Source organism: Agrobacterium salinitolerans (genome assembly GCF_002008225.1).
Lineage (GTDB): Bacteria > Pseudomonadota > Alphaproteobacteria > Rhizobiales > Rhizobiaceae > Agrobacterium > Agrobacterium salinitolerans.
This window is the reverse complement of record NZ_MRDH01000003.1, coordinates 116,442-129,162: the sequence shown is the minus strand read 5'-3', so window position 1 is coordinate 129,162 and position 12,721 is coordinate 116,442. Positions and strand designations below refer to the sequence as shown.

15 protein-coding genes are annotated in these 12,721 nt (G+C 59.8%); 7 read left to right on the top strand and 8 right to left on the bottom strand.

Translation table 11 applies throughout. The annotated features are described in order from the left end of the window. Window position 1: 1 nt before the first annotated feature. Window positions 2-484, bottom strand: coding sequence for an SRPBCC family protein (locus BS627_RS02470; protein WP_077981725.1), 483 nt, complete (start codon window positions 482-484; stop codon window positions 2-4). Continuing rightward, window positions 481-840 carry an ArsR/SmtB family transcription factor gene (locus BS627_RS02465; protein WP_165691109.1) on the bottom strand — a complete coding sequence of 120 codons (360 nt, stop codon included), beginning with the start codon at window positions 838-840 and terminating at the stop codon, window positions 481-483. Before BS627_RS02465 ends, BS627_RS02470 begins: the two co-directional genes overlap by 4 nt. A 148-nt stretch (window positions 841-988) precedes the next feature. Between BS627_RS02465 and BS627_RS02460 the strand changes: the two genes are divergently transcribed. The 3 genes from BS627_RS02460 to BS627_RS02450 are packed head-to-tail and all read left to right on the top strand — an operon-like array spanning window position 989 to window position 2,689. Next, window positions 989-1,363, top strand: coding sequence for a COG4315 family predicted lipoprotein (locus BS627_RS02460; protein ID WP_162520296.1), 375 nt, complete (start codon window positions 989-991; stop codon window positions 1,361-1,363). Next, window positions 1,347-1,904, top strand: a complete 558-nt coding sequence (locus tag BS627_RS02455) for an RNA polymerase sigma factor (RefSeq protein ID WP_165691108.1) — start codon at window positions 1,347-1,349, stop codon at window positions 1,902-1,904. Before BS627_RS02460 ends, BS627_RS02455 begins: the two co-directional genes overlap by 17 nt. Then, complete coding sequence (locus BS627_RS02450; protein ID WP_077981723.1) at window positions 1,901-2,689, top strand: anti-sigma factor family protein; 789 nt, start codon at window positions 1,901-1,903, stop codon at window positions 2,687-2,689. The genes BS627_RS02455 and BS627_RS02450 overlap by 4 nt, the downstream gene beginning before the upstream one ends. Before the next feature lie 6 nt (window positions 2,690-2,695). Here BS627_RS02450 and BS627_RS02445 read toward each other — a convergent pair whose 3' ends face one another. Then, window positions 2,696-3,289 carry a LysE family translocator gene (locus BS627_RS02445; RefSeq protein ID WP_077981722.1) on the bottom strand — a complete coding sequence of 198 codons (594 nt, stop codon included), beginning with the start codon at window positions 3,287-3,289 and terminating at the stop codon, window positions 2,696-2,698. Between the two features lie 164 nt (window positions 3,290-3,453). Between BS627_RS02445 and BS627_RS02440 the strand changes: the two genes are divergently transcribed. After that, window positions 3,454-4,299, top strand: coding sequence for an aldo/keto reductase (locus BS627_RS02440; protein WP_077981721.1), 846 nt, complete (start codon window positions 3,454-3,456; stop codon window positions 4,297-4,299). A gap of 140 nt (window positions 4,300-4,439) precedes the next feature. On the opposite strand, the gene BS627_RS02435 is transcribed toward BS627_RS02440, so the two are convergent. The 4 genes from BS627_RS02435 to BS627_RS02420 form a co-directional block, all read right to left on the bottom strand. After that, window positions 4,440-4,973 carry an SRPBCC family protein gene (locus tag BS627_RS02435; protein WP_077981720.1) on the bottom strand — a complete coding sequence of 178 codons (534 nt, stop codon included), beginning with the start codon at window positions 4,971-4,973 and terminating at the stop codon, window positions 4,440-4,442. After that, window positions 4,966-5,334: an ArsR/SmtB family transcription factor gene (locus tag BS627_RS02430; RefSeq protein WP_077981776.1), complete on the bottom strand. Its 369-nt coding sequence runs from the start codon at window positions 5,332-5,334 to the stop codon at window positions 4,966-4,968. The genes BS627_RS02435 and BS627_RS02430 overlap by 8 nt, the downstream gene beginning before the upstream one ends. A 243-nt stretch (window positions 5,335-5,577) precedes the next feature. Then, the gene (gene ilvN, locus BS627_RS02425; protein ID WP_003507555.1) at window positions 5,578-6,150 is read right to left on the bottom strand and encodes an acetolactate synthase small subunit; all 573 of its coding nucleotides are present in this window, start codon (window positions 6,148-6,150) and stop codon (window positions 5,578-5,580) included. Between the two features lie 19 nt (window positions 6,151-6,169). Beyond that, window positions 6,170-7,963 (bottom strand): acetolactate synthase 3 large subunit, encoded by a 1,794-nt coding sequence (locus BS627_RS02420; protein ID WP_077981719.1) that lies wholly within the window; start codon window positions 7,961-7,963, stop codon window positions 6,170-6,172. Between the two features lie 382 nt (window positions 7,964-8,345). On the opposite strand from BS627_RS02420, the gene BS627_RS02415 reads away from it, so the two are divergent. Further along, window positions 8,346-10,355 (top strand): ATP-binding protein, encoded by a 2,010-nt coding sequence (locus BS627_RS02415; protein WP_077981718.1) that lies wholly within the window; start codon window positions 8,346-8,348, stop codon window positions 10,353-10,355. A gap of 7 nt (window positions 10,356-10,362) precedes the next feature. Here BS627_RS02415 and miaA read toward each other — a convergent pair whose 3' ends face one another. Next, window positions 10,363-11,259, bottom strand: a complete 897-nt coding sequence (gene miaA, locus BS627_RS02410; RefSeq protein WP_077981717.1) for a tRNA (adenosine(37)-N6)-dimethylallyltransferase MiaA — start codon at window positions 11,257-11,259, stop codon at window positions 10,363-10,365. On the opposite strand from miaA, the gene serB reads away from it, so the two are divergent. Both serB and BS627_RS02400 read left to right on the top strand, forming a co-directional pair. Beyond that, window positions 11,258-12,148: a phosphoserine phosphatase SerB gene (gene serB, locus BS627_RS02405; RefSeq protein WP_077981716.1), complete on the top strand. Its 891-nt coding sequence runs from the start codon at window positions 11,258-11,260 to the stop codon at window positions 12,146-12,148. The two genes, miaA and serB, sit on opposite strands and share 2 nt — an antisense overlap. Further along, window positions 12,145-12,708, top strand: a complete 564-nt coding sequence (locus tag BS627_RS02400) for a GNAT family N-acetyltransferase (RefSeq protein WP_077981715.1) — start codon at window positions 12,145-12,147, stop codon at window positions 12,706-12,708. Before serB ends, BS627_RS02400 begins: the two co-directional genes overlap by 4 nt. Window positions 12,709-12,721: the final 13 nt, after the last annotated feature.

The window sequence follows — 12,721 nt, the reverse complement described above, 5'->3', positions numbered from 1 at the left end:
CTCAATGCGCGGCCTGCTTCTCGACAAGCTGCGCCAGTTGCTCCGCAACCGTGTTCCAGCCATCGAAGAACCCCATCTGCACATGCCTGTCGCGGTCGGCAAGATTGTTATGCATGGCATAGGCCACATATTCCATGCCATCAGGATGATCGCGAAATGTCATCACGGCGGTGAGGAACGGCTGGGCGGAGGGGCGAAAACCTGCGGTCAGCGCATCGGTGAAGATGAGACGCTGCTCATGATCCACCGCCAGAAAACAGCCGCTGACATGCTGGCCAAATTCCTTGCCGTCTTCGCTGTAGCGCGTCTCGAAAGCGCCGCCGGGATAAAGCTCCATACGGTCGACACGGCATTGGCCGGGATGCGGCACCCACCATTGTTCGAGGCTGGCCTTGTCCGTCCAGGCATTCCAGACCAGCCCGCGTGGCGCCCTGATGATGCGTGAAATCTTCAGGTCAAGATCGGGATTGAAAGTCTCGGTCATTGCTCATTCTCCCCTTTGCTGGACACCCTGTCCTGTTGCGCCATGACGAATTGTTCGAGCCGGTCGGTGCGGCCTTCCCAGATGGCGCGTTGTTGCGACAACCAGCCATCGAGCATGGAAAACCTCTGTTTCTCCAGCGAGCAGAACCGGACACGCCCCTGCTTGCGCGTCACGATCAGTCCTGCCTCCTCCAGCTGCCGAATATGTTTCATGAAGGAAGGCAGGGCCATATCGAAGGGTTCGGCCAGCGTTCCGATACTCGCCTCCCCGCCGCCCAGCCTCAGGATCACCGCCCTGCGGGTCGGATCGGCAAGAGACTGGAAGATATCGTTGAGCGCGCCTGAATAGTTTTCCATAAGGCTAACTATCATATCGAAATAGTTAGCTCAATGGATAAGTTTAAAAATCGCAAAAATTCGTTGCCGCAGGGAATAATCCGTGGGGCTGCGGTGTCTCTTGATGTGCTGGCGGCTTCAGCCCGCCCGAACCCAGGAGGATATATCCATGAAGATCCGCTTTATCGTTCCCGCCCTCGTTCTGGCTTTTGCCGGAACGGCCTATGCCGCCCCTATGGTCGAAACCGTCAAGACCGCCAAGGGCGATGTGCTGGCGGGCGAAAAAGGCATGACGCTCTACACTTTCAAGAACGACAAGAAGGGCGTATCCAATTGTTATGACAAATGCGCGGTGAACTGGCCGCCATTTTTCGCAGCCGCCAGCGACAAGGCCGAGGGCGCCTATTCCCTCGTGAAGCGCAAGGACGGCAAAATGCAATGGGCGAAGGATGGCATGCCGCTTTATTACTGGGTCAAGGACATGAAAAAAGGCGACGCCACCGGCGACGGTGTGAACGGTGTATGGGATGCCGCAAAACCCTGACGGCATGAAGGACGAAAAGCGGGGGAGTAATTCCCCCGCAGCCGGTAGCTTCGAAACGGAGATGCTGGCGCTGATACCCATGCTGCGCCGTTATTCCCGCAGCCTTTCCCGTTCCGATGCCGATGGTGAGGACCTCTTGCAGGACTGCGTGGAAAAGGCGCTGGCCAATAAAAGGCAATGGCGTGGAACGGCTTTGAAAACATGGGCTTACACGATAATGACGAATCTTTATCGCAACCGCCACCGCGCCGAGAAACGCCACCCGTCCGAAAGCCTGGACGGCCATGAGAGCATCGCTGGCGCGGAGACGTTCTCCGACACGCTGGAGAACGACCGGCTGCACGGCGCACTCGCCCTTCTTTCGCCGGACATGCGCGCCGTGCTGATGCTGGTGACGGTGGAAGGCTACAGCTATCAGGAGGCGGCAGAGACATTGTCGATCCCGCTCGGCACCGTCATGTCCAGACTGTCCCGCGCCCGCGAAACCCTTCGCCAGCATCTGGCGGCGGATAACATCATACCCCTGCGGAGACCACGATGAAACGGCCGGACGCCATAACCGAAGACGATCTGCACGCCTATGTCGACGGACTTCTTTCCGACGACGAACGCGCGGCTGTCGAGGCCTGGCTGGCTGAAAGACCGGAGGAGCAGACCCGCGTGGAGGCATGGAAAAAACAGGCCGACATTTTGCGCAATGCCTTCGCCTCCTATGCCGCCGCACATCCGCATGACGCCTCGATGCTCGGCCCGCAAAAGCGGGATCGCACATGGCAGCCGAAACCGGCCCTCCTGCGGACGGCAGCGGCCCTGCTGATCTTCGTTGCGGGCGCTGCAGCCGGCAGGCTGCTGCCCTCCTCGTTTTCGACGCCGCAGGACGTGACCCTGGCATCGCTGACGACGGATATTCCGGCACAGGCGAAATCCGCCTATCTCATCTACGCGAGCGAGGTGCGTCACCCCGTCGAGGTCGGCGCCGGCGAACAGCAGCATCTTGCGACTTGGCTTGGCAAGCGGCTCGGCTACCCCTTCACCATCCCCGATCTCTCGAAGATCGGATACGACCTCGTCGGCGGGCGTCTCATCCCCGTCAGCGGCAAGCCGGGCGCGATGCTGATGTATCAGGACAAGACCGGCCGCCGGGTGACCGTGCTGATCGGCCACAACGAGGAAAACCGCACCACCAGCTTCCGCATGGCCAGCGCCGATGGCGTTGAGACCTTCTACTGGATCGACAATGAGCTGGGTTATGCCGTTTCCGCCGAACTGACGCGCGACGAGGTGCAGGCAATCGCCGAGGAATGTTACCGGCAGTTTCCGACGTGAGGTCTGTTATTTCAGCATTGGCCAGAGGCTGATGACAAGCAGGACAGCCATGGTGATGTTGAACCATTTAAGCCGAACCGGAACCGACAGCCAGTCGCGCAGCACAGAGCCGAAACCGGCCCAGGTGGATACGCTGGGAAGATTGACTGCGGCGAAAGCCACGCCAACTAGAAGCACGGTAAGGAAATATTGCCGCTCATCCGTATAGGTCGCCATCGCCGCAACCGCCATTACCCAGGCTTTAGGGTTGACCCATTGAAAGACGGCAGCGGCAAGGAAACTCATCGGCTCGGAAGCGGCCGAACCTTCGCTGAGGCTGCGCGACATCGCGATCTTCCACGCAATCCAGACGAGATAGAGCCCGCCCGCGAATTTCAGCCCCGTGTACAACGCGGGCACGGAATGCAGCAACGCGCCGAGACCGAAGCCGACCCCGATCAACAGCGAAAGAAACCCGGCGCCAATGCCCAGCATATGCGGGATGGTTCGGCGGAAACCGAAATTCACACCCGACGCAAACAGCATCATATTGTTGGGGCCGGGCGTGATGGAGGTGGTGAAGGCAAACAGCACCAGCGCGGCGAAAGTTTCTATGGTCATGATCTCTCCTTGAGCCAAAACCCTATCCGCCGCCCTGCCGTCAAACCATCCCGACGCGTCGATGGGCGAGGTCAAATTTTTTGATGGATCAATCACTTCCACCATGGGTTTGAGAAGTCGACACAAAGGACTATTGTCCAATTGGCAACCGCTGGAGCAAAACCATGCATGAGGATATTCCTTCCGTCACCCTGCCCTCTGGAAGAGAGGTTCCAGCCCTCGGCCTCGGCACCTGGAACATGGGCGAGACGAGGTCATCGGCAGACCAGGAGGTTGAAAGCATCCGCAAAGCACTCGATCTCGGCATGACGCTGGTCGATACCGCGGAAATGTATGCGGACGGCCGGTCGGAAGAAGTGGTCGGGACGGCAATCGCCGGCCGCCGCGACGAGGTCTTTCTCGTCACCAAGATCTATCCGTGGAACGCCAGCGCCAGAGGCACGGCGGAGGCCTGCGAGCGCAGCCTCGCAAGGCTCGGCACCGATCACATCGACCTCTACCTGCTGCACTGGCGCGGCGAACACCCGCTTGCAGAAACCGTGGCGGCTTTCGAAAGGCTGAAAAGCGACGGCAAGATCGGCAATTGGGGGGTCTCCAATTTCGACACCGACGATATGGAGGAGCTTTTCGCGGTTCCCGAGGGCAAAAACTGCGCCGCCAATCAGGTGCTCTACAACCTCTCCCGGCGCGGGCCGGAATTTTCCCTACTACCATGGTGCCAGCAGCACGGCGTGCCGCTAATGGCCTATTCCCCCATCGAGCAGGGTCGTATCCTGAAGAACCACGAACTCATCCGCATCGCCAAAGCCTATCAGGCGACACCGGCGCAACTGGCTCTGGCCTTTCTTTTGGACAGGGACGGTGTCATTGCCATTCCCAAATCCGCCAGCGTGTCCCGTGTCGTGGAAAATCGCGGCGCCACCGATCTTGAACTAACCGAGGAAGACTGGACCGCCCTCGACGCCGCCTTCCCGCCGCCGACGCGCAAGACGGCGCTGGAAATGCTGTGACGCAACAGGGCCTTAGCAGGCATTTCGGAATCAGGCTCTGAAGCGGTTGAATCGGAATGTGAGAACCGGGAACCGCCAGCTTTCGAAACCGCAATAACGGCGCGGCAAGCCGCGCCGTCGGTCAAATAGTACCCGGGGCTTTATGACGGTATGCGGGGTTCGTATTCCTCTTTCAACGCCAGCCACGTATCCCAGAAAGGTGCCGGTTCCTTTTCCTGAAGACGGGCGGCGAGAATATCGAGATGCACATGCCAGCCGGCGCTGACATCGAGCTTGGTCTTCCTGCCAACCAGCCGGCGATGAGTAAGCGTCAGAAGCACATCCTTGCCCAGAGCCTGAAGCTCGATTGACACCTCTCCGCCCTCGCCCCAACTGAAGACAAGGCGATGCGGTGGAACGACGGTAATGATGCGGGACGCCATCTTTTCCTCTTCGGAAAAGCCTTCCGGGCGATGGCCCGGCGGGTCGGAAAGCTCATCGTTACGCCAGACGAGTTCGAACGGCGCATCTGGCGCAAGCCGCATTTCACCGGAAGCCAGCCAGCGGCGGCGAAGCTCGCTTTGTGTCAGATAGGCCCATACCCGCTCGATCGGCCCCGGTAGCAGCCGTTCGATCTTTAAGGTGGTCGGCTCGACGAGACGGCCATAGGTTTCAGGCATTGCAATATCAGCCATTGTCATTTCCTCCATCTGCAGGGATTTTTCCCTGATCTTCCTCCCTGAGCATCTGCTCAAGAATATCGAGGCGGCTGCCCCAGAACTGCCGGTAGAAATCCAGCCATTCATACGCTTCTTCCAGCCGTTCCGGCGCAAGGCGGCAGACATGGATACGCCCCCTCACCTCGCGGCGGATGAGACCCGCGTTTTCCAGCGCCTTGATGTGCTTTGAAGCCGCAGCGAGCGATATCTCGAACGGCTGAGCCAACTGGCTCACCGTTCGCTCGCCACGCGAAAGATCGCGCAACATCGTGCGTCGCGTTGCGTCGCCAAGGGCGTGAAAAACAGTGTCGAGATGTGAAGCGGATAATTCAACCATGTTGTTGAATATAGCGTCCCAGCCGAGAAAGTCAACCATATGGTTGAATATCAATCCGCGAAGCGAATTCCATAAAAAACCCGCGGCGAACCGCGGGTCAGACTGCTGACAAAGGTTGAATATCTCTCATCCGTCATCCTCACCCTTGAGGCGAGGATCCACAGCCGTTGAAGGCATGGATCCTCGGGTCAAGCCCGAGGATGACGTCGGTTTAGCGAGAAGCCTGTCGCAAGCTTGCGTCGCTCACATCCCCTGCGAACCGCGGTTCATCGCGGCAATACCCGTGCGGCAAATCTCGATCAGGCCGAGCGGCTTGATGATGGCCACGAACTGATCGATCTTCGAAGACTTGCCGGTGATCTCGAAGATGAAATGCTCCACCGTCGCATCCACCACCTTGGCCTGAAACGCATCGGCAAGCCGCAGCGCTTCGGCGCGGACTTCGCCCGTGCCGGCAACCTTGATCAGCGCCACTTCGCGCTCGATCGGCCGTTCCTGCCCGAGTTCGCGGGCACGGACGGTGAGATCGAGAACCCGGTGCACCGGAACGATGCGTTCCAGCTGCGCCTTGATCTGCTCCAGCACGATGGGCGTGCCGCGCGTGACGATGGTGATGCGCGACAGATGTGCCTCATGTTCCGTTTCCGAAACCGTCAGGCTTTCGATATTGTAGCCGCGGCCTGAAAACAGGCCGATGACCCGGGCGAGGACACCCGGCTCGTTGCTGACGAGAACCGACAGCGTGTGATTTTCGACGGCGGCCGTTTCCTTCTGGATGAAATAGGCCGAGCCGGTGGGTTGTAGGTGTGCGTTCATGTCCTTTTCCTCTCCCGGCTCAGACTAGCTGACGGCCCTTGGCATCAATGGCGTTGGCAACGGCTTCATCCGTCGCCTCATCCGGCAACAGCATCTCGTTATGGGCTTTACCAGACGGGATCATCGGGAAGCAATTGGCAAGATTGGCGACGCGGCAATCGAAGATGACAGGCTTGTTGACCGCAATCATCTCGGCAATCTTGTCGTCCAGTTCCTTCGGATCGTCGCAATACATGCCAACCGCGCCATAGGCTTCCGCCAGCTTGACGAAGTCAGGCATGGCTTCGGTATAGGAGTTGGACAGGCGGTTGCCGTGCAGCAGCTGCTGCCATTGCCGCACCATGCCCATATACTGGTTGTTGAGAATGAAGATCTTCACCGGCAGACCATACTGGATGGCGCAGGACATTTCCTGAATGCACATCTGGATCGAGGCGTCACCGGCAATGTCGATGACCAATGCTTCGGGATGCGCGACCTGCACGCCGATGGCCGCCGGCAGGCCATAACCCATCGTGCCGAGGCCGCCCGAAGTCATCCAGTGGTTCGGCTCCTCGAAGCCGAAGAACTGCGCGGCCCACATCTGGTGCTGGCCAACTTCTGTCGTGATGTAAGTGTCGCGACCCTTCGACGCTTCGTAAAGCCGCTGCAAGGCATATTGCGGCATGATGACATCGTTGGAATTCTTATAGGCGAAGGAGTTGCGGGCACGCCAGCGCTCGATTTGTGACCACCACTCTGCGGTCTGCGTCTTCTCCGGCTTCTTCGGCAGAGCACGCCACAGGCGCACCATATCTTCCAGGACATGGCCGACATCGCCGATAACAGGCACATCGACACGAACGGTCTTGTTGATCGAAGACGGATCGATATCGATATGGATCTTCTTGGAATTCGGCGAAAACGCATTGATGCGTCCGGTAATACGGTCGTCGAAACGCGCGCCGATGCAGACCATGACATCGCAATCATGCATCGTCATATTGGCTTCGTAGGAACCGTGCATGCCCAGCATGCCGAGCCAGTTCTTGCCGGACGCCGGATAGGCGCCAAGGCCCATCAGCGTCGACGTGATCGGGAAACCGGTCAGCTCGACCAGTTCGCGCAGCAGGCGGGTTGCCTCCGGACCGGAATTGATGACGCCACCGCCGGTATAGAAAACCGGCTTCTTTGCCTTGGACATCAACTCGATGGCGGCATGGATGGCGTTGAGGTCGCCCTGAACCTTCGGCTTGTAGCTCTTCTGCTGAACGGCGGCGGAAGGCGGCGTATAGGTGCCGGTGGCGAACTGGATGTCCTTCGGAATATCGACAACGACAGGACCCGGGCGGCCAGTCTGCGCAATGCGGAAAGCCTCATGGATGATGCCGGCCAGCTCGTTGACGTCCTTGACCAGCCAGTTGTGCTTGGTGCAGGGGCGCGTGATGCCGACGGTATCGCATTCCTGGAACGCGTCCGAGCCTATGAGCGTGGTGGGAACCTGGCCGGACAGGCAGACGAGCGGGATGGAATCCATCAGCGCATCCTGAAGCGGGGTGACCGCATTCGTCGCGCCAGGGCCGGAGGTGACCAGCATGACGCCGACCTTGCCGGTGGAGCGGGCATACCCTTCGGCCGCGTGGCCGGCACCCTGCTCATGACGCACGAGAATGTGCTGAATGTCTTCCTGCTGGAAAATCTCGTCATAAATCGGAAGAACGGCACCGCCGGGATAACCGAAGATGTGCTCGACGCCGTTGTCCTTCAGCGCCTGCAGAACGATCTCCGCACCTGTCATGCGATTGCTGTTTTCCGTATTGTCCTTATCCGTCATTGCCTGTTTCCATCCCGCTTTGGCTTTGGATATCGAGGAGCCCGAGGGCCTGTTTGAAGACATAAAAAAAGGCCCCTAGAGGAGCCTCGTTCAGCGCATGGGTGCTTTCGCCGGATGGTTACACCATCCTGCCCATGCGCCGTCCCACCACGATAAGTACGTTAAGATTTTTCATGGGCCGGAGTGTTAGCCACAAACGCCCCAGCCGTCAACGCATATTGCGGGAAAAAATCACCGCCGCCTTCTTTTATTGCCCGAAAGCGGACTTTGGCGAAATTTTCGAACGCGGCCAATACACCTGTTGTTAAGCATAATCTTTTAGTCTCGAGAGCGCAGATGCTGCCCGAACCAACGCGATCATCCGCATGTACCGGGAAAAAATGTGAATAACGACACGTCTCATAACGCGTCCCGCATGGACGAAAACGAACGGCGATCCGGCGAGCAGCCGGCAAACCGCATGCTCGGCCGCGTCATCGCCTGCAACGGTGCGCAGGCCACAATTGCGGCCGAAACCGAACCGGGCACCACCGATGCGTCGCAGCTCTGGTCTGTCGGCCGCCTGATATCCATCGAAATGGGAACGAGCCGTGTCGCGGCCCTCGTCTTTGCCATGCGCACCGGTGAAGAATACTGGGCGGCGGACAGGCCGAACAGGCTGCTGATCGACGTTGAGCTGGTGGGCGAGGTCTATCGCACCGAGGACGGCAGCGAGCGCTTTTCCACCGGCATCTCCCGTTACCCTTATCTCGGCGCGGTGGCGCATCGCATCCGCACCAGCGATCTTGCCAAGATTTACGACAGCGGCAAGCGTGATGGCTGCGTCATCGGCAGGCTGACTCAGGACGATACGATCAACGCCACCATCAGCATTCCGCAGATGCTCGCCAAACATTTCGCCGTCGTCGGATCGACGGGCGTGGGCAAGACCACCGCCGTTTCGCTGCTTCTGAACAAGGCAATCGAGACCGACCCGAAACTACGCGTTCTCATTCTCGATCCGCATAATGAATTCGCGGCCGCTTTTCCCGATCATGCCGTCGTCATCGATACCGACACGCTGGACCTTCCCTTCTGGCTGATGCGCCTTGAAGAATTTGCGGAAGTAATTTTCCGCGGACGTAAACCCATGCCGGAAGAAATGGATGTCCTTCGCGACCTCGTTCCGGAAGCGAAAAAAGCGTTTCGCGGCACCGAGGGTTCCGCCGTGCGCCGCACATCTGACAAGAGCGCGATCACACCGGATACGCCGGTGCCCTACCGCATCGCCGATCTTCTCGCCCTCATCGACGAGCGTATCGGTCGACTGGAAGGGCGCAGCGAAAAACCCGCGCTGCGCTCTCTGAAAGGCCGTATCCTCTCGGCCATCAACGACACACGCTATAATTTCATGTTCTCCAGCAATACGATCAGCGACACCATTCTGGAGACGGTGGCGCATATTTTCCGTATTCCCGGGGAAGGCAAGCCGATTTCAGTATTCCAGCTTTCCGGCATCCCCTCCGAAGTGGTGAATTCGGTGGTCTCCGTCCTCTGCCGCATGTCCTTCGAACTGGCGGTGCTGGCGCGCGGCTCGCTGCATATGCTTGTCGTCTGCGAGGAAGCGCACCGTTATGTGCCCGCCGACCCCGAGCGCGGCTTTTTCCCTACCCGGCAATCCATCGCTCAGATCGCCAAGGAAGGCCGCAAATACGGCATTTCGCTCGGCGTCATCAGCCAGCGGCCAAGCGAGCTGGACCAGACCATCCTGTCGCAATGCTCGACCGTGTTCGCCATGCGGCTGTCGAACGAGATCGACCAGAAGATCATTCTCTCCGCCGTGCCGAACGCCTCGACCTCGACCACCAGCTTTCTGTCTTCCATCGGCAATGGCGAGGCCATCGCCTTCGGCGAGGCCGTCAATGTGCCGATGCGCATGCGTTTCGACCGCGTGGCCACCGCGAAATTGCCGAAAGCGAGCGGCACCATCAACCATACGAACCATGAAACCCCTGACACGGTCGATCTGAACAATATCGTCACCCGCATGCGCGCCACGCCGAAACCCGTCATCACCGGTTTCCAGCAAAGCGTCGAAGCGGCTTTCTCCGATCTCCCCGAACCGGCCCCGCCAAGCCGGGCAACGGACGAGATCGACAGCTGGAAGCGTGAACTGGGAACGCCCGCAGCTGAGGGGTATGAGCCCTATCGCCCGGACATGCTGCCCGGGCGGGCGCTGTCTGCGCCGCCCTCAAACGCTTCGACGGACCCCACTTCCGGCGCAGTCAACGAGTTGCGCAAGGCCGGTTTCCAGATGCAGGCCCAGAATGGCCCGTCGCCCGGCGAGACGCGCCCTTCGCTGCGCGAAAGCCTGTTGAAGAAGCCGCTCGGCAGCCTCTACCGCAAGGACTAGGCCCGTTTCAGGGCTGGATTCGCGTCCAGTCGTCGCCCATCTGGTTACGGAACCAGGTCATCTGCCGTTTGGCATATTGCCGGGTCGCGGCCGCCGATTTTTCGATCACCTCCGCCTGGCTCATGCGTCCCGCCAGCATATCGGCTATCTGAGAAACGCCGATCGCCTTCATCGCCGTTGCATCCGGTGCAAGATCAAGCGCGAGAAGCGCCTGCACCTCCTCCACCGCACCGCTGTCCATCATCGCCTCGAAACGGCGGTTGATGCGCTCATGCAGCACCGGCCTCTCCGGCAGAACGACGAATTTCTGCGCCCGGTCGGGATCGACGATCATCGGGCCGCTGGCGCGCTGGAAATCGCGGATCGATTTTCCCGTCGCCTCGAGCACCTCCAGTGCCCGGACGATACGCTGACCGTCTCCCGGCTGCAGCATCTCCGCCATGGCCGGATCGCGGCTTACCAATTCGGCGTGAAGCTTTGCCGCTCCCTCTTCGATCAATCGAGAGCGCAGCCCCTCGCGAATGTCGTCGGGAATGGCCGGCATCTCGGAGAGGCCGCCGGTCAGCGCCTTGAAATAGAGCCCCGTGCCGCCGACGATGACGGGAAAACGCCCCTCACCCCGCAAATTCGCAAGAAGGCCGGAAATATCGCGCAGCCATTCACCGGTTGAATAGGGGCTACTAGCAGGCACATGGCCATAGAGACAGTGTGGCACGCCCTCCATTTCGTCGTCGGAAGGCCGGGCGGTCAGCACCCGCAACGTGTCGTAAACCTGCATGCTGTCGGCATTGATGACAACGCCGTCCCGCTCCCGGGCCAGACGAAGCGCAAGCGCGGACTTGCCGCTTGCCGTCGGGCCGGTTATCAGGATCGCATCAAAATTCTGATCAAGGTTTTTCATCATGGCTCTGGTTGCCACGCTTATCGCCAATCCGTCAAATCCTGTTCTGACACCAGCCCTCGGCGAAGCGGCCGCGAAGGCCGTCAACGCATCGGGCCTCTACTGGCTAGCCGATGGCATTGCCTGCGATATCGCCCTGCCCTCCGGCACCGCAGCCGAACAGGCGCGCAGCGCTCTTGCCGCCGCGCTTGCCGGAAAACCGATCGATATCGCCATCCAGGAACAGGACCAGCGGCGCAAGAAGCTGCTGATCGCCGACATGGATTCGACCATGATCGGCCAGGAATGCATTGACGAGCTGGCCGCCGAAGTCGGGCTGAAGGAAAAAGTTTCCGCTATTACCGCCCGCGCCATGAATGGCGAGATCGCCTTCGAACCCGCATTGCGGGAACGTGTGGCGCTGCTGAAGGGCCTGCCTGTCTCGGTTATCGATGACGTCATCGAAAAGCGCATCACGCTGACACCGGGCGGCAGGGAACTGATCGCCACCATGAAGGCGAAAGGTTATTATACCGCCCTCGTTTCCGGCGGCTTCACCGTTTTCACCGGTCGCGTCGCCGCCATGCTCGGTTTTGACGAGAACCGCGCCAATCTGCTGGGCGAAGCCAATGGCGAGCTTGATGGCACTGTTGCCGAACCCATTCTCGGCAAACAGGCCAAGGTGGATGCGCTGAACGACATTGCCGCAAAGCTTGGCATTTCCCCTGATGAGGCGATGGCGGTCGGCGATGGCGCCAACGATCTCGGCATGCTGCATGTGGCGGGTTCAGGCGTTGCCCTCCACGCCAAGCCGGCCGTCGCCGCCGAAGCGCAGATGCGTATCGACCATGGCGACCTGACAGCGCTCCTCTACATCCAGGGCTATCGCAAGACGGATTTTGTCATTCCATGATCATTCGTGAGACACAAAGGCTCATTCTGCGCGAGTGGAAGGAGAGCGACCGCGACCTGTTCCGCGAAATCAATGCGGATGAAAAGGTCATGGAATTTTTCCCCTTCCGCCGCAGCCATGCGGAAGCCGACGCGGTACTGGAAACCATCAACGGCATGATCCGCGGCAGCGGCTATGGTTTTTATGCGATGGAACTGCGCGAAACCGGCGAGGTCATGGGCTTCTGTGGCATATCGCCCGTCATGAACCTCGATCCGCCCTTCCCGCTCGGCACCATGGAAATCGGCTGGCGGCTCGCCACCCGCTTCTGGGGGCACGGTTATGTCACCGAAGCCGCGCAATCGCTGCTCGTCATGGCATTCGATGAAAAGGAGACGCCGGAAATCGTCTCCTTTGCCGTGCACGATAATCACCGTTCGACGGCAGTGATGGAGCGCATTGGCCTGAAGCGCGACCCATCGCGCGATTTCGACCATCCGCGCGTGCCGGAAGATACCCACCCACATCTGCGGCCGCACGTCACCTATGCGCTGACGCTGGAGGAATGGCGGGCGCGATAGGACGCCTGCCCGC

Bases quoted from the DNA above. Each gene is read 5' to 3' on its own strand.
- BS627_RS02470 (WP_077981725.1), bottom strand. From the start codon at position 484: ATGACCGAGACTTTCAATCCCGATCTTGACCTGAAGATTTCACGCATC.
- BS627_RS02465 (WP_165691109.1), bottom strand. From the start codon at position 840: ATGGAAAACTATTCAGGCGCGCTCAACGATATCTTCCAGTCTCTTGCC.
- BS627_RS02460 (WP_162520296.1), top strand. From the start codon at position 989: ATGAAGATCCGCTTTATCGTTCCCGCCCTCGTTCTGGCTTTTGCCGGA.
- BS627_RS02455 (WP_165691108.1), top strand. From the start codon at position 1,347: ATGCCGCAAAACCCTGACGGCATGAAGGACGAAAAGCGGGGGAGTAAT.
- BS627_RS02450 (WP_077981723.1), top strand. From the start codon at position 1,901: ATGAAACGGCCGGACGCCATAACCGAAGACGATCTGCACGCCTATGTC.
- BS627_RS02445 (WP_077981722.1), bottom strand. From the start codon at position 3,289: ATGACCATAGAAACTTTCGCCGCGCTGGTGCTGTTTGCCTTCACCACC.
- BS627_RS02440 (WP_077981721.1), top strand. From the start codon at position 3,454: ATGCATGAGGATATTCCTTCCGTCACCCTGCCCTCTGGAAGAGAGGTT.
- BS627_RS02435 (WP_077981720.1), bottom strand. From the start codon at position 4,973: ATGGCTGATATTGCAATGCCTGAAACCTATGGCCGTCTCGTCGAGCCG.
- BS627_RS02430 (WP_077981776.1), bottom strand. From the start codon at position 5,334: ATGGTTGAATTATCCGCTTCACATCTCGACACTGTTTTTCACGCCCTT.
- ilvN (WP_003507555.1), bottom strand. From the start codon at position 6,150: ATGAACGCACACCTACAACCCACCGGCTCGGCCTATTTCATCCAGAAG.
- BS627_RS02420 (WP_077981719.1), bottom strand. From the start codon at position 7,963: ATGACGGATAAGGACAATACGGAAAACAGCAATCGCATGACAGGTGCG.
- serB (WP_077981716.1), top strand. From the start codon at position 11,258: ATGGCTCTGGTTGCCACGCTTATCGCCAATCCGTCAAATCCTGTTCTG.
- miaA (WP_077981717.1), bottom strand. From the start codon at position 11,259: ATGATGAAAAACCTTGATCAGAATTTTGATGCGATCCTGATAACCGGC.
- BS627_RS02400 (WP_077981715.1), top strand. From the start codon at position 12,145: ATGATCATTCGTGAGACACAAAGGCTCATTCTGCGCGAGTGGAAGGAG.